The sequence below is a fragment of the Bacillus sp. NS1 genome, from assembly GCF_058248265.1.
Map to the genome: position 1 here is coordinate 773433 of NZ_JBZAZF010000003.1, position 21598 is coordinate 795030.

Genomic DNA, 21598 nt, shown 5'->3' on the forward strand with positions numbered 1-21598 from the left:
TAAAAATAGATAGACATTGCAGCAGTCTGCCTTGATCCAAAAAAGGACTGGGACAGAGGGATGAAACTCGCCGAACTTTAGAAAGTGAAGAATCCTTCTCGTTAAACGGAAGGTTTTTTGGCTTGTATAAGAAAACGGCAGCTCATCTCCTCTAAACATGAGGAGGAGAAAACATGAAAACAAAACTCGATTTTCTAAAAATGAAGGAGACTGAAGAACCGATCGTGATGCTGACCGCTTATGATTATCCGTCAGCTAAGCTTGCTGAACAAGCGGGAGTGGACATGATTTTAGTCGGTGATTCACTCGGAATGGTCGTCCTCGGCCTTGATTCAACTGTCGGTGTGACAGTTGCGGACATGATCCATCATACAAAAGCTGTTAAAAGGGGCGCGCCGAATACTTTTATTGTGACAGATATGCCGTTTATGTCTTATCACCTGTCCAAGGAAGATACACTGAAAAATGCTACGGCTATCGTTCAGGAAAGCGGAGCTGACGCCCTTAAGCTTGAGGGCGGAGAAGGTGTGTTTGAATCTATTCGCGCATTGACGCTCGGAGGCATTCCGGTAGTCAGTCACTTAGGCCTGACACCGCAGTCAGTCGGTGTATTGGGTGGATATAAAGTACAAGGAAAAGACGAACAAAGCGCCAAAAAATTAATAGAAGACAGTATAAAATGCGAAGAAGCAGGAGCTATGATGCTTGTCCTGGAATGTGTGCCTGCAGAACTCACAGCCAAAATTGCCGAGATGCTAAGCATACCGGTCATCGGAATCGGGGCTGGTGTGAAAGCAGACGGGCAAGTTCTCGTTTATCATGATATTATCGGCCACGGTGTTGAGAGAACACCTAAATTTGTAAAGCAATATACGCAAATTGACGAAACAATCGAAACAGCAATCAGCGGATATGTTCAGGATGTAAGACATCGTGCTTTCCCTGAACAAAAGCATTCCTTTCAAATGAATCAGACAGTGCTGGACGGCTTGTACGGAGGAAAATAAGATGAGACAGATTACAGATATTTCACAGCTGAAAGAAGCCATAAGACAATATCAGTCAGAGGGGAAGTCAATCGGATTTGTTCCGACGATGGGCTTTCTGCATGAGGGGCATTTAACCTTGGCAGACAAAGCAAGACAAGAAAATGACGCAGTCGTTATGAGTATTTTTGTGAATCCCGCGCAATTCGGTCCTAATGAAGACTTTGAAGCATATCCGCGCGATATTGATCGGGATGCGGCTCTTGCACAAAACGCCGGAGTCGATATTCTTTTTACGCCTGATGCTCATGATATGTATCCCGGTGAAAAGAATGTCGCGATTCACGTCGAAAAACGTACAGGCGTTTTATGCGGACGCTCAAGAGAAGGACATTTTGACGGTGTTGCAATTGTACTGACGAAGCTGTTCAATCTTGTGCAGCCGACCCGCGCCTATTTCGGTTTAAAGGATGCACAGCAGGTAGCAGTTGTTGACGGCTTAATCAGCGATTTCTTCATGGATATTGAATTGGTTGCAGTCGATACGGTCAGAGAGAAAGACGGCTTAGCCAAAAGCTCCCGCAACGTATATTTAACAGCTGACGAAAGAAAAGAAGCGCCTAAACTGTATCGGGCACTTCAAACAAGTGCAGAGCTGATCAGAGCCGGCGAAAGAGACCCTGAAGCGGTGATAAAAGCTGCGAAAGAAATCATTGAAACGACAAGCGGCACCATTGACTATGTGGAGCTTTATTCCTATCCGGAACTCGAGTCTGTGAACAAAATTGAAGGGAAAATCATTTTGGCTGTTGCAGTTGCTTTTTCAAAAGCGCGTTTAATAGATAATATCATTATTGATATTCGAGAAATGGAGAGAATATAATATGTATCGCACGATGATGAGCGGCAAGCTTCACAGGGCAACCGTTACGGAAGCAAACCTGAATTATGTGGGAAGCATTACAATTGATGAAGATCTCATTGATGCTGTGGGAATGCTTCCTAATGAAAAAGTGCAAATTGTGAATAATAATAATGGAGCACGTCTGGAAACGTATATTATTCCTGGTAAACGAGGAAGCGGCGTCATCTGCTTAAACGGTGCAGCCGCACGCCTTGTGCAGGAAGGAGATAAGGTCATTATTATTTCCTACAAAATGATGTCTGATCAAGAAGCGGCAAGTCACGAGCCGAAAGTGGCTGTTCTGAATGATCAAAACAAAATTGAACAAATGCTGGGGAACGAACCAGCTCGTACAATTTTGTAGGAGAAAAGCCCCCTTTATCGGGGGTTTTCTTTTAAGATTTTGAGAGTAAAACGGTTTTGCCGCTCCATTACCGTACAAAACGTGTTACACTTTTGTCGTATGCAAGAATTGAGGTGTCCATTTTAATGAATAAGCAACGGTTCGTTGTTATAGATGTTGAAACAACAGGGAATTCGCCAAAGAAAGGCGATAAGATCATACAAATCGCAGCGGTTGTAATTGAAAATGGACAAATTACTGAGCGGTTTTCAAAATACATTAATCCAAATAAATCCATACCTGCTTTTATTGAGCAGCTTACTGGAATCTCTAATCAAATGGTAGAGCATGAACAGCCGTTTGAGGCTGTCGCTGAAGAAGTGTTCCATTTGCTTGACGGCGCTTATTTTGTCGCCCACAATATCCATTTTGATCTTGGATTTGTCAAGTATGAGTTACATAAGGCGGGCTTTCAGCTTCCGGATTGTGAAGTGCTGGATACTGTCGAGCTCTCCCGTATTGTTTTTCCGGGATTTGAGGGATATAAGCTGACCGAATTAAGCGAGGAGCTTCAGCTGCGGCATGATCAGCCGCATCGGGCTGACAGCGACGCTGAAGTGACAGGGCTTATTTTTTTGGAAATCCTTGAAAAGCTGCGGCAGCTTCCTTATCCGACATTAAAGCAGTTAAGTAGGCTTTCGCAGCATTTCATCAGTGATCTGACACATTTGTTGGATATGTTCATTTATGAAAACAGACATACCGAAATACCGGGCTATGTGCGCTTTTCCTCTTTTTCTGTCAGAGAACCCCAATCAATCGATGAACGTGTCAATGAAGACGGGAACTTCTCATTTGAGATCGAAAATTGGGAGGCGGGAAATGAAAAAGCGCTGTCAGAGTTAATGCCAGGGTATGAAAAAAGAGAAGGCCAAATGATGATGATGAAAGAAGTAGCTGAAGCGTTTGCCAATCGTGAGCATGCGTTGATTGAAGCTCCTCCTGGAATCGGAAAAACGATTGGCTACCTCGTACCGGCTGCGCTTTTTGCCAAGAAATCAAAAAAGCCGGTCATTATCAGTACGTATTCAACGCTTTTACAGCAGCAGATTCTGACAAAGGATTTGCCGATTGTCCAAGATCTGTTTCCATTTCCGGTAACAGCGGCGATTTTAAAAGGGCAATCGCATTATTTATGCCTGTATAAATTCGAGCAGGTGCTTCACGAAGACGATGATAATTATGATGCCGTACTGACAAAGGCACAGCTCCTCGTTTGGCTGACAGAGACTGACACAGGAGATGTAGCTGAACTGAATTTGCCTTCAGGCGGAAAATTGCTGTGGGACAGATTGGCTTATGACGATGACTCATATAAAAAAAGTCGCAATGAGAATGTGACCGGCTTTTATGAGCGGGCCAAACAGATTGCTATGGGTTCCGATTTGGTGATCACCAACCATTCTCTTTTGCTGACCGATGAAGGCAGCCAGAAAAAAAGGCTCCCTGAAAGCGGCACATTTATTATCGATGAAGCACATCATTTTGAACGTGCGGCAAGCGAACATTTAGGAAAAAGAGCCACGTACATAGAATTGCATACTAAATTGAGCAGAATCGGCACTCTGAAAGAACAGGGACTTCTAAAAAAGATGAGACAGCTATTCCAGCGAAACAGCCTGCCGGTTGATTCCTTCTTCGAATTAGAAGAGTGGATTCAGCACATTCAAGCAGAAAGTGATGCTTTCTTCAGCTCGGTACATTCTTTTGTCAAACGAAGAAAACCTAAAGAGGACTTAAACCGTCTAGTTTTTAAGGTGAACAAAGAAAGCCAAGATAAAAGCTGGCCGATTTTAACTGATGGAGCGGAGAGGCTTTGTTCCATGCTGACACATTTGCAGCAGCTTTTTGAGGCACAGTCGGCCCTGATGGAAAAACACCTGACGAGTATGAAGAGCAAAACCGTCTTTTTAGCCGATGAATATCAAAGAAGCATGAAAGGCTTGCAGCATTACTGTCAGACGTTGCAGAAGCTGTTCTTTGAGTCTGAAGATGATGAAGCGGTTTGGGTTGAAATAGACGCAAAGGGAGCGAAAAATGCGGTGGCCATTTACGCACAGCCGCTTGAACCTGGTGAACTTCTGGCTGATCAGTTTTTCGCGCGCAAAAACAGTGTGGTGCTAACATCTGCAACCCTTACAGTCGAAGATTCTTTTCAATTTATGATTGAGCGATTGGGGCTGGGTGACTTTTTCCCGCGGACAATGAGAATTGAGTCGCCTTTTTCTTACGATGAGCGCATGCGGGTGATGATACCAAAAGAAATGAAATCAATCCAAGATACGGGGCAAGCTGAATTTATACAGGATACTGCCCGTTATATCGAACTGATGGCAAAGGAAAAACAGCCTAAAATCCTTGTGCTGTTAACATCCCATGATATGCTGAAAAAGGTTCATCAGGAACTCAAGCACGTGATGAGCGCTTCTGGCATTCAGCTCTTGGCGCAAGGAATTACAGGCGGAAGTCCTGGCAAACTGATGAAGACTTTTAAAACATCCAATCAGGCGATCCTGCTTGGCACGAATCACTTTTGGGAAGGCGTTGATTTTCCTGGTGATGAGCTGACAACAGTAATGATCGTGAGGCTTCCATTCCGGTCCCCTGATCATCCGCTTCATGCTGCGAAATGTGAGCTTGCCCGCAAAAAAGGGCGGAATCCGTTTCAAACAGTATCACTTCCCGAGGCTGTGCTGACCTTCAGACAAGGAATCGGCCGCTTGCTGCGGACGGCGGGAGACAAAGGGACGATTGTCATATTGGACAGACGGATAAAAACGGCTGGTTACGGCCGACTGTTTCTTGATGCCCTGCCGACAACCTCTGTATCTGAAATGACTGACAGCGAGCTTGAGGCTTACGTTACAGGGAAAAATGAATAAAAGCCGCATAAAGCGGCTTTCCGGTGTGGGAGTAGGATGGTGTTTTATTTAAAAGCGGTTTTGCCGCTCTGTGATACTAGTATGCCGTGTCCTGAAATGGAGTATGACTAACAATATTTGTTCAAACTGGAGGATGAAAAAATGGAAAGCAAAATCGAAATTCTTTCAACAATTAATGTAGAGCATTCTGATGACCTGTATAAAATTGTAGACACACTGAATCGGACACTGAAAAGAGACAATCTGATGTTCGGCCTTGCGCTGGATGAAGAAAACAAAAACCAAGCCGTTTTTACCATTTATCGTACGTAGGTGAGAAGATGAGAAAAAAAGCATTAATATTTACCGCCATTTTTGGTATTATTTTTTTAGCAGTACTTCTTGTCTCGGCAAGCATTTATAAATCAGCCATGGCACAAAAGGAAGAGGGGCACGAAGCAGCAGCTGCTGAAGCTAAAAAAGAAACCGATCTCGCCAACGTTGATCAAGTCGAAACATTTGTCGGAAAAGAAAAATATTATGTCGTAAAGGGAACGGACAAAAAAGGCACTACATTATATGTCTGGGTTCCTACGGATAAAAAAGCAAAAATTCTCTCAAAAGAAGCAAAAAAGGGGATCTCGGAAGACAAAGCGGCAAAAATCATACAGGATGAAGGGCTGGTTTCAAAGCAAAAAGAGGTTCACCTGGCAAGAGAAGGAAATGTCCTGCTTTGGGAAGTAACGTACTTAGACAAAGAAGGTCAATACAGTTTAAGTTATGTGGACTTTACAACTGGAAAGATTCTCAAAAATATCACGCCTTAAGACGAATTAGGGGGAGTTCAAGTTGAAACTGGCAAAAAGAGTATCCGCATTAACACCATCTACCACACTGGCAATCACAGCGAAAGCGAAAGAACTGAAAGCGGCAGGCCATGATGTCATCGGCTTAGGAGCAGGCGAACCTGACTTCAATACACCTCAGCACATTATTGATGCCGCTGTACGTTCAATGAACGAAGGTCATACGAAATACACGCCTTCAGGTGGTCTGGCTGAACTGAAAAACAGCATTGCAGAGAAATTTAAACGTGACCAGAATATTGAATACAAACCATCTCAAATTATTGTCTGCACTGGTGCCAAACATGCTCTGTACACCCTTTTCCAAGTGATTTTGGATGAAGGAGAAGAAGTCATTATTCCAACGCCTTACTGGGTAAGCTATCCGGAGCAGGTGAAACTCGCTGGCGGAAAGCCTGTTTATGTAGAAGGGCTTGAGGAAAATCATTTCAAGATTACTCCTGAGCAGCTGAAAAATGCGATCACGGATAAAACAAAAGCGATCGTCATTAATTCTCCAAGCAACCCAACTGGTGTTATGTATACGGAAGAAGAACTGTCAGCGCTTGGTGAAGTTTGCCTTGAACATGACATCCTGATTGTGTCTGATGAAATTTATGAAAAACTTACATATGGCGGAAAGAAACACGTTTCCATTGCACAGCTGTCTGACAGTCTGAAAGAGCAAACGGTTATTATTAACGGCGTGTCGAAGTCACACAGCATGACGGGCTGGAGAATTGGTTATGCCGCAGGGTCTGAGGACATTATTAAAGCGATGACGAACCTTGCAAGCCACAGTACGTCAAATCCAACATCAATCGCACAGTACGGAGCAATTGCTGCCTATAACGGGCCTTCTGAGCCATTGGAAGAAATGAGAGAAGCATTTGAACATAGATTAAACACAATCTATGCAAAGCTCGTAGAAATCCCTGGGTTCAGCTGTGTGAAGCCGGAAGGTGCTTTTTACTTGTTTCCGAATGCAAAAGAAGCAGCTCAATCCTGCGGTTTCAAAGATGTAGATGAATTTGTTAAAGCGCTTCTTGAGGAGGAAAAAGTTGCGATTGTTCCTGGGTCAGGATTCGGCTCTCCTGATAATGTCCGTCTGTCTTACGCAACATCGTTAGATCTTCTTGAAAAAGCGGTTGAAAGAATCAAGCGTTTTGTAGAAAAACATAGCTAACAGATTAAAAAGCGGCTGACAGAAAAGCCGCTTTTTATCTGCATTGACCCGGTTAGTTAAGTGCGGGTATAATAAAGTGATGATAATAGAGTTCGGGCCAATGGGCTTCCGAATGTCTTTCTTGTTTTGGAGGGAAATATGTTGAAAACAACAATCAACCAAGTGTACAAGCACGTAGGTGAGGAAGTAACGATCGGAGCTTGGGTCGCTAATAAGCGCTCAAGCGGGAAAATCGCGTTTTTACAGCTGCGGGACGGTACCGGATTTATTCAAGGTGTCGTAGTAAAAGCGGAGGTGGAAGAAAGCATTTTCCAAACAGCTAAATCTGTGACGCAGGAAACGTCACTCTATATAAAAGGGATAGTCAAAGAGGACGAGCGTTCTCCTCTTGGGTATGAATTAGCTGTGACAGGTATTGAAGTGATTCACGAAGCGACTGACTATCCAATTACGCCAAAAGAACACGGCACAGAATTCTTGATGGATCACAGACATTTATGGCTGCGTTCAAAACGCCAGCATGCGATCATGAAAATCCGTAATGAAATCATTCGCGCGACTTACGAATTCTTTAATAACGAAGGCTTCGTAAAAGTGGATCCGCCGATTCTGACTGGAAGCGCACCTGAAGGAACAACAGAGCTCTTCGCGACAAAATACTTTGATGAAGATGCTTACTTGTCTCAAAGCGGTCAGCTTTACATGGAAGCTGCGGCAATGGCTTTAGGAAAAGTTTTCTCCTTTGGGCCGACATTCAGAGCGGAAAAGTCTAAAACAAAGCGCCACTTGATCGAATTCTGGATGATCGAACCTGAAATGGCGTTTGTAGAATTTGAAGAAAACCTTCAGGTACAGGAAAATTACGTTTCTTTCATCGTGCAATCAGTTCTTAAGAATTGCAAGATTGAATTAAACACATTAGGAAGAGACACGTCAAAACTTGAACAAATCAAAGCTCCGTTCCCAAGAATCACGTATGACGAAGCGATTGATTTTCTGAAAGAAAAAGGCTTTGATGATATCGAGTGGGGAGATGACTTCGGAGCACCTCATGAAACAGCAATTGCCGAACACTATGACAAACCGGTGTTCATCACTCGCTACCCGACGTCCTTAAAACCGTTCTACATGCAGCCTGCTTCTGACCGTGATGATGTCGTGCTTTGTGCTGACCTGATTGCGCCGGAAGGCTATGGAGAAATTATCGGCGGATCTGAACGGATTCACGATATGGAACTTTTGGAAGCGCGTCTTAAAGAACATGGACTGGATTCTGACGCATATAAATGGTATGCTGAACTTAGAAAATATGGATCAGTCCCTCATTCCGGCTTTGGCCTTGGACTAGAGCGGACAGTAGCTTGGATCAGCGGAGCGCCTCACGTTCGTGAAACCATTCCGTTCCCAAGACTGTTAAACCGTCTGTATCCGTAATACATTCAAATGAAACAAGAAAAAGAGTCTCCTGCAAGGGAGACTTTTTACAGTAAAGGGGAAATCATGATCCTTTACAGTAAGAGGTGTGACGATGAAAAAACATCAATTTATTGACATGCAGGAGCAGGGAACATCAACAATCCCCAATCTTCTGCTCACGCATTATAAACAGCTCGGGCTTAATGAAACAGAACTTATCCTGCTGTTAAAAATCAAAATGCATTTAGAAAAAGGCTCTTATTTTCCTACACCGAATCAGCTGCAGGAAGGTATGTCAATTTCTGTTGAGGAATGCACAAACAGATTGCGGATGTTCATTCAAAAAGGTTTTCTGTTTATAGAAGAATGCGAAGACCAAAACGGCATCAAATTTGAGAAATATTCTCTTCAGCCTTTATGGGGTAAGCTGTACGAGTATATGCAGCTTGCACAGAATCAAACTCAGGAAAGAAAAGCAGAAGGGGAACAAAAAAGCCTTTATACCATTTTTGAGGAAGAGTTTGCAAGGCCGTTATCACCTTTGGAGTGTGAAACACTGGCTATTTGGCAGGATCAAGACCAGCATGACGCACAGCTGATCAAACACGCATTAAAAGAGGCTGTACTATCAGGAAAACTCAGTTTCCGCTACATTGACCGGATTTTGTTTGAATGGAAGAAAAACGGACTGAAAACTGTGGAACAGGCAAAAGTCCACAGCCAAAAATTCCGGCGGGTGCAAACAAAGCAGACTGAACCGCAAAAAGAGTATAAAAGGCAGGTTCCTTTTTACAATTGGCTTGAACAATAAAGTGAAAAGGTGACAATCGTGTTAAATCTAAAACAAATTGAATTCTGTTTAGACAAGATAGGCGACATGTTTCCCCACGCGGAGTGTGAACTGGTTCATTCCAATCCTTTTGAATTAGTGGTGGCAGTTGCTTTATCGGCGCAATGTACAGATGCACTAGTAAACAGAGTGACCAAAACATTATTTCAAAAATATAAGCGGCCTGAAGACTATTTGGCTGTTTCGCTGGAAGAGCTTCAGCAGGATATTAAATCAATCGGTTTGTACCGTAATAAAGCGAAAAATATCCAAAAACTGAGTAAAATGATTATTGAAGATTACGGCGGAGAAGTGCCGAGAGACCGTGATGAGCTTGTCAAACTGCCAGGTGTCGGAAGAAAGACTGCCAACGTCGTGGTATCCGTTGCCTTTGGCGTGCCAGCCATTGCTGTAGATACCCATGTGGAGAGAGTCAGCAAACGTTTGGGATTCTGCCGATGGAAGGACTCGGTGCTGGAAGTGGAAAAGACGCTGATGCGCAAGGTTCCAAAAGAAGACTGGTCCGTTACGCATCACCGGCTTATTTTCTTCGGCAGATACCACTGTAAGGCCCAGTCGCCGCGCTGTGCAGAATGCCCGTTGCTTTCTTTGTGCAGAGAAGGGCAGAAGAGAGATAAAAAAGGGCTGGTGAAACGATGACGCAAGCGAAAGAAGTGTTGGCTTCCTATGAGCAATACTTACGCAGTCTTGGCCAGATGAGCTTCTCAGATATGAAAGAAGCCTTGTGGATGAATCCAGTGTATTTTGATTTCTGCACGGAATCTCAAGGCGTTTTGCCATGGGAGGACAGCGGCAACTATGTTCCGCTTTTATTTAATGTGTGGGAAGACATTAAAGAATCACTTCTTCCAGTCTTTCAAACACGAAAATCGAGATGTGACCAAAACGACATGCTGAAGGGCATTGTGTGTTTGTTGGCTTCGCTTCACTGGACAGCAGGTGAGCGGGTGAAATCACTCGATTGGCTAGAACTAACAAAGAAATCATTTCCCGCAAAGCCCATCAATTGGGCTGAACGAGTAGAATTTATTCTTCTAAAGCCGACCCAATATCATTGCTTTATTCAGCTTGATGAGCTGTTTACTGAAATGAAAAAGCATTTTTATAAATACCATGCGATGAATCGATAAAACCTTCCCAAAATAGGGGAGGTTTTATCATGAAGAAAAGCCATCACCTTTTGGGTGATGGCTTTTTGTTTAATTTGTTTTTTCAGTTGATGATGAGTTCGTTTGTACTTTGTCAGATGTGTCTGTTTTATTTTTATTTGTATCAGAGCCTGATGAATCATTCTTATCTGAGTTCGAATTACCATCCGACGTATCCTGGTTGTTGCTGTTATTGTTGCTGTTATCGTTAGGTTTGTCTTGGTTACCGTTGTCGGGCGGATTGGTGTTCGTGTTATCTTGTTTATTGTCTTGGTCGTTTGTTGAATCATCTGTCTGATCTTGATCTGTCTGACTGTCATCTGTTTGAGAATCATCAGTTTGTGTGTCATCCTGAGTCTTCTCATCATCTTGATTTTCATCATCCGTTTGTTGCTGGTCTTCTTTATCTTTTTCGTCTTCAGCTTTCGGCACTTCATAGGATGTGGAAGCTGTGCTTTTGCCATCATCACTGACGGCTGTTACTTCGAATTTGTATACAGACCCTGGCTGCACGCCAGAAATGACTGCCTCTTTTGCGGAGCTGTTTTGAATTTCTGAGTAGCTGCCGCCATCAACAGATTGCTTAACAGCAAAAGTCGCATCTCCGTCGTACTTCCAGCTTAATGTCAAAGATTGATTGTCTTTATCATATTTCACGCTTAAACCAGATAGTTTTTCTGTTTCTTCTTTTTCTTCTTTCTCATAAGTTTTAGAAACAGTAGAAGGAGCTGTGCCTTTTACAAAGTACTCTGTGAGCTTTTTATCGCTTGGCGTATTTGGCCCTGCCAGTTTTGCCGGGTTAGAGCCTTTTTCTACAGTGGCTTCCACTACGCTGTCAGGCTTCTCAAATGATCCGCTTCCGTCATCGACTTCTGCAATGAGTTGGGCGAAGATGCGCTTTGCAACTCTTTGCTCTTCAGTTGAAAGAGATTTCTTTCCAGCTTCGTTTTCTCCCATACCCGTCCAGACGGCTGCTGTATATTGCGGTGTATAGCCGACAAACCAAGAATCTCGGGCACCGTCGCTTGCGATATTGTACCTTTGGATTTCACTTTCTTCAAAGTTGGTCGTCCCTGTTTTTCCTGCTACTTCCACACCGGGTACTTGTGCAAGCTGTCCAGTACCTGTCTTAACAGCTGTTTTCAGCATATCTGTAATCATAAACGCAGTATAATCGCTCATTGCTGACTTTGATTTTGGTGTTAGGTCAAGCTTCGTGCCATCGTTAAATTCAATAGACTTTACAAAATGCGGTTCATTATATGTTCCGTTATTTCCGAACGCGCTGTATGCTCCTGCCATTGTCAGTGAAGAGACACCGACATTCCCTTTTCCGAATCCTCCAATAGAGTAGGATTCATATACAGTATCTTTATCTAATCCCAGCCCAAGTCCATTGGCAAAGTCTACCGCCGCATCTTTTCCGGCAGCTTGGAATGCTTTTAAAGCCGGGATATTACGAGATTGTGCCAGTGCTTCACGCATAGACATGAGTCCTTTATAGGAGCGGTCAAAGTCTCGGATAGGTGTTCCATCTGAATACGTGTAAGCTGAGTCATCAATTTGCTCGTAAGTGGACCATTTTTTATTTTCAATAACTGGACCGTAGTCGAGAATAGGTTTAATGGTAGAACCAGGCTGTCGCTGAGCTTGAGTCGCGTAATTATAACCTCCAACCGTAGAATTTCTTCCGGCACCAATCGCGCTTACTTCTCCAGTTTTTGTATCGAGAAGTGTAACGCCGCCCTGCATGCCTTCAGTAAATCCAACAGTGTCTCCGTCCATTAATTCATCTAGTTTGTCTTGTGCTTTTGTATCTAATGTCGTATAAATCTTTAATCCGTCAGTACCTGGATTGACATCAGATTTTTCTTCAATTTCTTTCATGACTTCTTCAACAAACGCGCTGTACTTGTTTGAATTGTTTTTTTCATATTCTTTTTGTGAAACAACGCCTTCATCTTTCATCGCCACTTTTTTGGCTTTATTATATTCAGAATCAGAAATGAATCCTTGCTTTTTCATGAGACTGAGTACGATGTTCCGTCTTTTTTCCGCTTTATCCGGGTTTTTAACGGGATTGTACGCTGTCGGGCTTTGCGGCATACCCGCAAGAGTCGCAGCTTGTTCCACAGTCAATTTGCTTAAATCTGTGACGCCGAAAAATTCTTCCGCCGCTTTTCCGATTCCGTATGCTCTAGGAGAAAAATAAATCCGGTTTAAATACATTTCTAAAATTTCATCTTTAGAGTAATTGCGCTCCAGCTGAAGTGAAAGCCATACTTCCTGCACCTTCCGTTTCAGCGTCTTCTGATGTGAAAGAAGGGAGTTCTTGACGACCTGCTGTGTGATCGTACTGCCGCCTTCAGCTCCGAAGCCGTCTGTAAAGTTGGCAACTAAGGCGCCGCCGATACGGACAGGATCAATCCCGTGGTGCTCATAAAATCGGGCGTCCTCTGTCGCAATAAAGGCTTCTTTTACAACATCGGGAATTTCATCTATCGAGACGTAGGTCCGCTTTTCGGAGCCATATTCAGCGATTTCTTTACCATTTTTATCGTAAATTGTCGATGAATAAGGCGTCTTCAATTTGTTTTCGTCTAGTGATGGCGCATCTGAAACCATGACGGCAAATGTTACGGCACCGCCGACTACGCCTAAAACAAACAGAATGAGTAAAGTGAAAAGAGTCTTTTTAAACAATCCGCCTTTTTTTCGTTTCTTGCCTTTTTTCGGTGAAGGACTCGATTTGCTGTTCGCTTTTCGTCGAGCTTCACGGCTGTTAAATTGATCTGACATAACATCTCAACCTTTCGTTAATCAACCTTTCGCACTAGATGATGATGGCGAAAAATAAAGCTGTTCAATAATACTAATATAATCAATTCTAGGTGCGTATCCAAGAGAAATCGGATACGCTGCTTCCTCTAACTCATCTTTTCGAATTGATTTTCTGCCGTTTTTTTCTTTTCTGTCCCAGAAATAAAACAGCTTATCGGCTTCCAAAAAATAAACTTGGTCGAAAGCGGATATAATAACAAAACAAATACCGTCTTGAGCCTTTACCTGCTTCATATGCTCGATTTGATGGTCATGGAAATTCTGCAGGGGGAAAGAGGTCTTGTTTTTCGTTTCTTTCGCCTCAAAATCAATATACCGCCCTTTGTAAATCCCGTTATAATCTGTTGTCGACGATTGTTTAAAGTAAGCTTCTTTAATCACTGCGGCGCTTCTTTTTGGATAATGGACATTTACAATTTGAACAGGTGTCGGCTTTTTGTGTATGACGGCAATTTGGTTTGTCAGATAATACTTATTCGTTTCGTTTAAGTCATCTTCGAGGGTCATTCCGCGATTACTGTAAGACGGGGCCCTTTTCTGACTGTTTTGGGATGAAACCGAATGTTTCGGCTGGAACGTTTTTCCGTTAGGATACCGAATCACTTTCTCATCCTCCTTATTAAACTATTCATGACGGAAGTGAATGAACGTGCAAGAACAACAGACCAACAGAAAGCTTCTGAGCCGGATTGAGCGGCAGACAAAAGCAAAAAACGCAGATAACATCTCAAGAACGAACGCGTATAAAGCGTTTTATGACCGTCATCCGGAAATCAAATGGTCGCTTTTGGCATCTTTCGTTTCCCGCAATGCCGGCTGGTCAATGACTGACTTAAAAGGCAGTCTGTTTCAGCTTGGACTCCGTGAGAGACAGCAAAAGTGGTTCTTCTTAGCCTATGAAAGAGCGAACTGGCTTATTTTTTCGGATGCCTATCCGCAGCTTCTTTTGTACCACTGGTCAAAAAAAATCGGGAAACCGTTGTTTCATCACCTGCATGTGTTTGGCGTCTCGCAATTTATGACGGAAGAGTGGGCCCGTTTTTGGCATGAGCGAAACACGGAGCGGCTGATGTATGCCCTCATTATAAATGAACAAAACACTATCCAAACACCTATTATACAAAATCCTTCGTTTAAAAAGAACGTTTTTGACACGATTCCTTTTTATTTAAGTGATTGGTTTCATTTTAACACGGTTATTTTTCCTTCTTCAGACGGGTTTCTTTATGGCATTTCAGTGAAGCGCTTTTCAAAAACAGAGGAAAGAGTAAGGCTGGGAAAGCAGCTGTCTCAATTGCTGTTCAGTCCAGAATTGTTCCCCTCTTTTTATCGCTTTTTGCACACAGTGCCGCACACAGGCTCCCGTTTTGATATGGAAAAAATGATCGGGATCACAAAAAGAACATCTCCTATGTTAAGGACATGCTATCCTGTGTTAATCCACTCATTAGACGGAGAGAAAACAGATTGGTTTCATGGAAAGATTAAGAAAACGTTCTTTAGGCGTGAGGAATTGCCGAAGCAGATTGAATTGACAGACTGGTATTTACATAAAAAACGCCAGCTTCATGCGCTTTTTGCGGTGGAGCATTGGCTGAAAAAATAAAGAAGCAAGGAATTTCCTTGCTTCTTACGTAGAAGGGCGGTTCGGGCCGCCTAGTTTTTTATCTAAAGAATCGATTGCTTTTGATTCAGTCTTTTTTTGCTGGCCGGCTTTTTTCGGTCTTGTTTTCATACGGCACCTCCTCACAAGTATCGTTTGCATTAAGGGAGAGGATCATACAATTTTTGCGGGTGTTTTTGTCGAAAACTTCAGCTTTTCGTGGAATACCTGTTTGTTTGGCGATTTGCTTCTAGTTTTGTCATGAGGAAGGAAAGAGCCTGAAGAGCAAAGAATTTTAACCGGGAGAGACAAGGAAAGGGAGGTACACGAATGTCCGGTTATGTAAGCAAAACAGATATTCTCCGTATGCTTTCTGATATAGAAGATGAATTAACACGAGCTGAGCAAAGCCTGAATCTTTCTTTACATGCATTTGAGGCTGAGATGCGGGAAACGGAAAACGATCGCCTGAGTGTGCTTGAAGAAGAACTCATGGACCTTCATATTTGTATAAATGAACTGTATCAATCGCCTCAACACAGGTATGCGTTTGAAAAGGTATACCGCATCGGCTGAATTTGCGAGTGAAATTTGGTACGATATGCATTGAGGTGAAGGGTATTGCAATCACAAACGTTGCTGGAAATGACCGAACAAATGATTGAAGCTGCTGAAAAAGGTGCTGATCGATATCTAGAAGGAAAAGACAGTGATCATTCTTATGATTTTTTTGAGACGATAAAGCCTGCAGTTGAGGAGAATGATGATCTGGCGGCTCGCTGGGCGCAAGGAGCGCTTGAATTGATAAAAGCCCGCCGTCCGAAATATGTGCATAAAGAGCAAATCGAGACCGTAAAGGATAATTTCCTGGAATTGGTCCTTCAATCATATGTTCATCATATTCATAAAAAACGATTCAAGGACATCACTGAGTCAGTCCTTTATACATTGCACGCAGTAAAGGATGAAATTGCAAGAGAAGACAGCCGGTAAAGGCTGTCTTCTTTTAAGTTTGTTATAGGGGGCCGGACATTAATTCAACTCATATGCCGGGCTTTCTGCTCCATTTGCTTCGAGAACCTTCATACTGTTACGAAACTCAGTTGTGCTGAGATGTCCTTGAATATAGAGGAACTTGGCAAAGTCCATCAGTTTATTCATACAGTCTGTTTCATATTTCTTCATTTCTGCAAAACGTTTGCTTAAGTATGATACGTTCATTATGGTGCATCCCCTCTCATCTGTATTGAAAATATGGTACCATAATGATTCGACTTTTTTCTGTTTTTAAAAAATTTAAACTTTCGACACAATTAGACAAATGCGAATCAGGACCTGTGACACAAACAATAGATTTTATTCATACATATATAGAAGAGAAACATGTTGAGTTTAGGGGGAATCGCAATGAACAGGAGTTCTCAAAGCTATCCTCGGCAAATGGGCTATTATTATCCGCAGCAAATGCAAGGATATTATCAGCAGGCTTCACCAGGCCAATACTTGCCGCAGCAGCATTATGGGCAGCAGGATTATTACCAGCCGTACGTTCCAATCCAGTCAATGCCTATGCAGCCGCCTGTATTTTCTAACCCTTATCCAATTCCAAGGCCTAATCAGCAGCAGCCCACACAATTTCAAAGTATTATGTCGCAGTTCAAAAAAGCCAACGGGCAGTTTGATTTTAATAAAATGATGGATACGACAGGTCAAGTGATGAGTGCAATGAATCAGGTCGGATCTTTAATAAAAGGATTTACCAGCTTTTTTAAATGATAGAAGCATGAATGACTCGTTCATTCATGCTTATTTTTTGGAAAGAAAAGTGTCATTGTCTGCTCGTTCCAAGAGGTTTCCATATCTTCTTGGTGCACTTCATAAGGCAGCTGAACTGTTCTCGTCATGCTTGTAAAAGTGGCCTCATTGTACTGTTTCTGTTTCTCTTGAAGTGTTACATGCAGGTACCTCGATTTAATATCAACGACGATCTCGCCATCTCGAAACGTTGCCGGAATTGTAATATCGACATACAGCCCGGTATCTCTTTCTCTGACATGTATGGTCGTCTGTATATCCTTTAAACTCGAGTTAATCAGGTTTTGAAATCCGTTTAATAGATTGCCGAATGCTGAGGATTGAAAAAGATGGTCCATTGCCTCCGTGATGATATCTTCTTTCTTTTGCAGTTCTTTCTTCTTGTCATCATGGAATTCCAAATCTGCCACCGCCTTTTTTAACCAGATTATGCGTCTATGCCAGATGTTGTTATAAATTGAAGCAAAATTGAAAGTGTGGTTAAATAGTGGTGAATGAAGGGATAACGGTTGGAAGCGAATGAGAAGGGAGAAAACACATTGCTGAAAAAATTATTCGGAATGGGCAAAACTCAGGAAAAAACGACAGAAGAGGTTATTTATTCGCCGGCAGACGGTACGGTAATGGACCTGACAGATGTGCCGGACCCTGTTTTTTCACAGAAAATGATGGGGGAAGGAATAGCGGTGGAACCTTCAAACGGTGAAATCGTTTCACCTGCTGAAGGTGAAGTGATTCAGATTTTCCACACCAAACACGCCGTTGGTATTCGAACTCGCTCGGGAATTGAACTGTTAATTCATGTCGGGCTGGAAACGGTCAATATGAACGGAGAAGGGTTTACTGCCCACATTAAAGAAGGGGACAAAGTGAAGGTCGGTGACCCGCTGATTACGTGTGATTTAGAATTAATAAAAGAAAAAGCGAGCAGCACAGTCATCCCGATCGTTATTATGAATGGTGAGGCTGTAGGGTCAATTGTGCCGGCAGGCGAAAAGGCTGCCCACAAAGGCGAAACAAAGCTTCTCACAATAAAAGCGAAATAAGCAGGGCGTATGCCTTGCTTTTTTTGTTCGATTGTATAAAATTTGCACCTAGCCATGCAAACAAATATTCGGTAAACTGTACTTGACAAAGAGGTGTAAAGAATGAAAAAGAAATCACTGACTGAGCTCATTTCTGAATTAAAGGGAAATGAAAACGTTGTGAATTGGCATGAAATTGAGCCTCGTGAAGCAAGAACTAGGCCGATGCCTGAAAGTATAGACGAAAGAATAAAAGCGGCCCTTTCGAAAAGGGGCATTGATGAACTATATACCCACCAATTTTCCGCTTTTCAATATGTGCAAAAAGGAGAAAGCATCGTTACGGTAACGCCAACTGCATCAGGAAAAACGTTATGCTATAACCTCCCAGTCCTGCAGTCCATCGCCCAAGACGAAACAAACCGGGCGCTGTATTTATTTCCGACTAAAGCGCTGGCACAAGATCAAAAGAGCGAGCTAAATGAAATCATTGATGAAATGGGCATTGATATAAAAAGCTTTACATATGACGGGGATACGTCCCCGGCAATCAGACAAAAGGTGAGAAAAGCCGGTCATATAGTCATTACAAACCCCGATATGCTGCATTCTGCCATTCTTCCGCATCATACGAAATGGGTCAGTTTGTTTGAAAACCTTAAGTATATCGTCATCGATGAGCTTCATACGTATCGCGGTGTTTTTGGGAGCCATGTGGCGAATGTGATCCGGCGGCTAAAGCGGATCTGCCGGTTTTATGGAAGTGATCCGGTTTTTATTTGTACTTCCGCAACGATTGCCAACCCGAAGGAATTGGGGGAGCAGCTGACCGGACAACCGATGCGGCTGGTCGATGATAACGGTGCCCCGAGCGGACGGAAGCACTTCGTGTTTTATAATCCGCCAATTGTGAACAAACCGCTTAATATTCGAAAGAGCGCAACAGCAGAAGTGAACGAACTGGCGAAAGAGTTTCTGAAAAACAAAGTGCAGACCATTGTTTTTGCCAGAAGCAGAGTCAGGGTGGAAATTATTTTAAGCCATATTCAGGAGCTTGTAAAAAAAGAGATTGGGACAAAGTCAATCAGAGGCTATCGGGGAGGCTATCTTCCGAAAGAGAGAAGAGATATCGAAAGAGGCCTGAGAGAAGGCGAAATTTTAGGAGTGGTCAGTACGAATGCCTTAGAGCTTGGTGTTGATATCGGCCAGCTGCAAGTGTGTGTGATGACGGGTTATCCTGGAAGTGTGGCAAGCGCATGGCAGCAGGCGGGCCGGGCCGGCAGAAGACACGGTGAGTCTTTGATTATCATGGTCGCCAATTCAACGCCGATTGACCAATATATTGTACGCCATCCTGAATACTTCTTTAACCGTTCGCCGGAATCTGCAAGAATCAATCCGGAGAATTTGATTATTTTAGTTGACCACTTAAAATGTGCGGCTTATGAGCTTCCTTTCAGAGCTGATGAAGAGTTTGGGCCGATGGATGTACGTGATATTCTAGAGTACCTTCAGGAAGAGGCCGTTCTTCACCGGAACGGCGAACGGTATCATTGGGCAAATGAATCATTCCCTGCATCAAATATCAGTTTGCGTTCCGCCTCACAGGAAAATGTCGTTATTGTTGATCAGTCAGATATTGCAAATGTAAGGATTATCGGTGAAATGGATCGTTTTAGCGCGATGACGCTTTTGCATGATGAGGCGATTTATTTGCATGAGGGCGTTCAATATCAAGTAGAGAAGCTCGATTGGGACCATAAAAAGGCTTATGTCAGAAAAGTTGATGTCGAATATTACACGGATGCCAATCTGGCAGTTCAGCTAAAAGTATTAGAAATTGATAAAACGAAAGAAAAAAGCCGTACATCATTGCACTATGGTGACGTCACTGTCAATGCCCTGCCGACCATTTTTAAAAAAATTAAAATGACCACTTTTGAAAATATCGGGTCTGGTCCTATTCATTTGCCGGAAGAAGAACTTCATACAAGTGCAGCTTGGCTCGAAATTAAAACAACAGACGAAGACATCGGGGAAAAGACGCTGGAACAGCTGCTTCTTGGCATCTCAAATGTGCTGCAGCATATTGTCCCTGTGTATATCATGTGTGACCGAAGCGATGTGCATGTCGTTTCTCAAATCAAAGCAGCCCATATCGGATTGCCGACTATATTTTTATATGATCATTATCCGGGCGGTATCGGTTTGGCGGAGGAAGTCTTCAAACGGTTTGCAGATATTAATGAAGCTGCGAAACAGCTGATTAAACAATGTCCCTGCCATGACGGCTGTCCGTCTTGTATAGGTACCGAAATAGAAGGGATAAAAGCAAAGGAAAGAATTTTGCAGCTGTTGGATCAAATGTCGTAAGGAGGGAGGTTAGATATGTCATTAAAAGGGAAACTCCAGCGAATGAAAAAGCATATGGTGCTCGACGAAGGAGAACATAAAATAGAAGCAGGCAAACAAGAAAACAATTTCGCTGACATCCATACTGAAATCCCGTTTTTAAAAGAATGGGAGGCTTTTGGCATGAAGCCTTTTTTCTTCGAAGATGAATATTGCCTCATCAGAGAAGTCGAATATCCGCTTTCTCACCGCCATGGGCTATACAGTTTTTCTGAGCTTGATGAAGTGATTACACTCTGGAATCAAAGCAGCCTGTCGCATACGTTGTCAGCAAAAGGGTATAACAAAAACAATCTCTTTTTCTTTGATACAGAAACAACTGGTCTTGGAGGCGGAACCGGAAATACCATTTTTTTGCTTGGGCATGCGAGAGTATATGAAGACCGAGTGACAGTCAAACAGCATCTTTTGCCCAAACCGGGGAATGAAGTCGCCTTGTATCAAAGCTTTTTAAGCGAGGTTGACATTACATCACTTGTAACCTACAACGGAAAAGCCTTTGATTGGCCGCAGGTGAAAACAAGGCACACATTGATCCGTGACAGACTTCCGAAGCTCCCGGAGTTTGGCCATTTTGACCTTCTGCATGGGGCAAGACGCTTGTGGAAACACAAAATGGACCGCGTATCACTTGGCACGGTTGAAAAAGAGGAGCTCGGTATTCGCAGACAAGAAGACACACCGGGCTACTTGGCGCCAATGCTTTACTTTCATTTTGTCAAGGCGCAAGAGCCTGATCTTCTAAAAGGTGTCCTGCATCATAATGAAATGGATGTGCTATCACTCATTTCACTGTACATTCATATGTCTAAAAAAATTCTTTCAGCATCTTATGAGCCAAAAGAGTACATTGAGCACAGTGAAGCTTATGCCATGGCGAAATGGTTTATGGCCCATAAAGAAACGGATCAAGCGGTCAAACAGCTGGAAAGGCTTAAAGAAAAGTCGTTTGAGGATCAGGACAGAGCCCAGCTGGATTTATCGCTTCTGTACAAAAAACAAAACCGGCTGGAAGAAGCAGTGCCGCTTTGGGAAAAGCTGTCCTGCTCCAAAAATCAGAAGTGCAAATACGCTGCTGCGATAGAGCTCGCGAAATATTACGAGCATAAGAAAAAAGAGTTCGGGAAAGCATTGTATATAGCAGAACAATTACTTAGCGATGCGGCATTCTTATCAGAAAAAGAATCAGAAAAACTGCAAGTAAGAATTGCCCGGCTGAAGAGGAAATATTCCTCTTAAATATTCCCCGGGAAAGCGCAAAAGGCGACTTGTTTCGCCATGAATTTTTTTTGCTGAATTCACA

At 43.0% G+C, this 21598-nt stretch carries 23 protein-coding genes; 18 read left to right on the forward strand and 5 right to left on the reverse strand.

What is annotated here, in order from left to right; all coding sequences use genetic code 11:
* Window positions 1-173: 173 nt before the first annotated feature.
* The 11 genes from panB (at window position 174) to AC4CV5_RS14590 (ending at window position 10581) form a co-directional block, all read left to right on the forward strand.
* Window positions 174-1007, forward strand: coding sequence for a 3-methyl-2-oxobutanoate hydroxymethyltransferase (gene panB / locus AC4CV5_RS14540; RefSeq protein WP_166851407.1), 834 nt, complete (start codon window positions 174-176; stop codon window positions 1005-1007).
* 1 nt (window position 1008) lies between these two features.
* Window positions 1009-1869 carry a pantoate--beta-alanine ligase gene (gene panC, locus AC4CV5_RS14545; RefSeq protein WP_166851410.1) on the forward strand — a complete coding sequence of 287 codons (861 nt, stop codon included), beginning with the start codon at window positions 1009-1011 and terminating at the stop codon, window positions 1867-1869.
* Window position 1870: 1 nt separating this feature from the next.
* Window positions 1871-2254 (forward strand): aspartate 1-decarboxylase, encoded by a 384-nt coding sequence (panD, locus tag AC4CV5_RS14550; protein ID WP_003225586.1) that lies wholly within the window; start codon window positions 1871-1873, stop codon window positions 2252-2254.
* 125 nt (window positions 2255-2379) lie between these two features.
* A complete protein-coding gene (gene dinG, locus AC4CV5_RS14555) occupies window positions 2380-5175 on the forward strand; it encodes an ATP-dependent DNA helicase DinG (protein WP_490923085.1) in 2796 nt (931 codons plus the stop codon).
* Window positions 5176-5316: 141 nt separating this feature from the next.
* On the forward strand, window positions 5317-5487 hold the full coding sequence (locus tag AC4CV5_RS14560) for a YpmA family protein (RefSeq protein WP_003225588.1): 171 nt from the start codon (window positions 5317-5319) through the stop codon (window positions 5485-5487).
* Window positions 5488-5495: 8 nt separating this feature from the next.
* Window positions 5496-5981 (forward strand): cell wall elongation/penicillin-binding protein regulator TseB, encoded by a 486-nt coding sequence (gene tseB, locus AC4CV5_RS14565; protein WP_490923086.1) that lies wholly within the window; start codon window positions 5496-5498, stop codon window positions 5979-5981.
* Between the two features lie 22 nt (window positions 5982-6003).
* Window positions 6004-7185, forward strand: a complete 1182-nt coding sequence (gene aspB / locus AC4CV5_RS14570; protein ID WP_326221724.1) for an aspartate transaminase AspB — start codon at window positions 6004-6006, stop codon at window positions 7183-7185.
* A gap of 141 nt (window positions 7186-7326) precedes the next feature.
* Window positions 7327-8619 (forward strand): asparagine--tRNA ligase, encoded by a 1293-nt coding sequence (asnS, locus tag AC4CV5_RS14575; RefSeq protein WP_166854643.1) that lies wholly within the window; start codon window positions 7327-7329, stop codon window positions 8617-8619.
* Between the two features lie 94 nt (window positions 8620-8713).
* Window positions 8714-9412 (forward strand): DNA replication protein DnaD, encoded by a 699-nt coding sequence (gene dnaD, locus AC4CV5_RS14580; protein ID WP_166851441.1) that lies wholly within the window; start codon window positions 8714-8716, stop codon window positions 9410-9412.
* An 18-nt stretch (window positions 9413-9430) separates the two neighbouring features.
* A complete protein-coding gene (gene nth, locus AC4CV5_RS14585) occupies window positions 9431-10090 on the forward strand; it encodes an endonuclease III (RefSeq protein ID WP_166851444.1) in 660 nt (219 codons plus the stop codon).
* Window positions 10087-10581, forward strand: coding sequence for a YpoC family protein (locus AC4CV5_RS14590; RefSeq protein WP_326221727.1), 495 nt, complete (start codon window positions 10087-10089; stop codon window positions 10579-10581). The genes nth and AC4CV5_RS14590 overlap by 4 nt, the downstream gene beginning before the upstream one ends.
* Before the next feature lie 69 nt (window positions 10582-10650).
* Here AC4CV5_RS14590 and AC4CV5_RS14595 read toward each other — a convergent pair whose 3' ends face one another.
* Window positions 10651-13398: a transglycosylase domain-containing protein gene (locus AC4CV5_RS14595; RefSeq protein ID WP_490923089.1), complete on the reverse strand. Its 2748-nt coding sequence runs from the start codon at window positions 13396-13398 to the stop codon at window positions 10651-10653.
* Between the two features lie 21 nt (window positions 13399-13419).
* Window positions 13420-14043 (reverse strand): Holliday junction resolvase RecU, encoded by a 624-nt coding sequence (gene recU, locus AC4CV5_RS14600; RefSeq protein WP_248601958.1) that lies wholly within the window; start codon window positions 14041-14043, stop codon window positions 13420-13422.
* A 40-nt stretch (window positions 14044-14083) separates the two neighbouring features.
* Here recU and AC4CV5_RS14605 point away from each other — a divergent pair, with 40 nt between their 5' ends.
* Window positions 14084-15046 (forward strand): DUF2515 domain-containing protein, encoded by a 963-nt coding sequence (locus AC4CV5_RS14605; protein WP_222143048.1) that lies wholly within the window; start codon window positions 14084-14086, stop codon window positions 15044-15046.
* Between the two features lie 24 nt (window positions 15047-15070).
* Here the strand turns inward: AC4CV5_RS14605 and sspM are convergent, their stop codons facing one another.
* Window positions 15071-15175 carry an acid-soluble spore protein SspM gene (gene sspM / locus AC4CV5_RS14610; RefSeq protein ID WP_003225606.1) on the reverse strand — a complete coding sequence of 35 codons (105 nt, stop codon included), beginning with the start codon at window positions 15173-15175 and terminating at the stop codon, window positions 15071-15073.
* Window positions 15176-15373: 198 nt separating this feature from the next.
* Here sspM and AC4CV5_RS14615 point away from each other — a divergent pair, with 198 nt between their 5' ends.
* Complete coding sequence (locus AC4CV5_RS14615; RefSeq protein ID WP_222143047.1) at window positions 15374-15619, forward strand: DUF5446 family protein; 246 nt, start codon at window positions 15374-15376, stop codon at window positions 15617-15619.
* 45 nt (window positions 15620-15664) lie between these two features.
* Complete coding sequence (locus AC4CV5_RS14620; RefSeq protein ID WP_248601956.1) at window positions 15665-16036, forward strand: YppE family protein; 372 nt, start codon at window positions 15665-15667, stop codon at window positions 16034-16036.
* Window positions 16037-16075: 39 nt separating this feature from the next.
* Here the strand turns inward: AC4CV5_RS14620 and AC4CV5_RS14625 are convergent, their stop codons facing one another.
* Complete coding sequence (locus AC4CV5_RS14625) at window positions 16076-16264, reverse strand: YppF family protein (protein ID WP_003225611.1); 189 nt, start codon at window positions 16262-16264, stop codon at window positions 16076-16078.
* A gap of 186 nt (window positions 16265-16450) precedes the next feature.
* Here AC4CV5_RS14625 and AC4CV5_RS14630 point away from each other — a divergent pair, with 186 nt between their 5' ends.
* Window positions 16451-16819 carry a YppG family protein gene (locus AC4CV5_RS14630; RefSeq protein WP_326221733.1) on the forward strand — a complete coding sequence of 123 codons (369 nt, stop codon included), beginning with the start codon at window positions 16451-16453 and terminating at the stop codon, window positions 16817-16819.
* A 20-nt stretch (window positions 16820-16839) separates the two neighbouring features.
* On the opposite strand, the gene AC4CV5_RS14635 is transcribed toward AC4CV5_RS14630, so the two are convergent.
* Complete coding sequence (locus AC4CV5_RS14635) at window positions 16840-17259, reverse strand: Hsp20/alpha crystallin family protein (RefSeq protein WP_166851470.1); 420 nt, start codon at window positions 17257-17259, stop codon at window positions 16840-16842.
* 138 nt (window positions 17260-17397) lie between these two features.
* Here AC4CV5_RS14635 and AC4CV5_RS14640 point away from each other — a divergent pair, with 138 nt between their 5' ends.
* The 3 genes from AC4CV5_RS14640 (at window position 17398) to AC4CV5_RS14650 (ending at window position 21534) form a co-directional block, all read left to right on the forward strand.
* Complete coding sequence (locus AC4CV5_RS14640) at window positions 17398-17904, forward strand: PTS sugar transporter subunit IIA (protein ID WP_166851473.1); 507 nt, start codon at window positions 17398-17400, stop codon at window positions 17902-17904.
* Between the two features lie 102 nt (window positions 17905-18006).
* Window positions 18007-20256, forward strand: coding sequence for an ATP-dependent helicase MrfA (mrfA, locus tag AC4CV5_RS14645; RefSeq protein ID WP_490923091.1), 2250 nt, complete (start codon window positions 18007-18009; stop codon window positions 20254-20256).
* A 15-nt stretch (window positions 20257-20271) separates the two neighbouring features.
* Window positions 20272-21534, forward strand: coding sequence for a ribonuclease H-like domain-containing protein (locus tag AC4CV5_RS14650; RefSeq protein WP_490923092.1), 1263 nt, complete (start codon window positions 20272-20274; stop codon window positions 21532-21534).
* Window positions 21535-21598 lie beyond the last annotated feature (64 nt).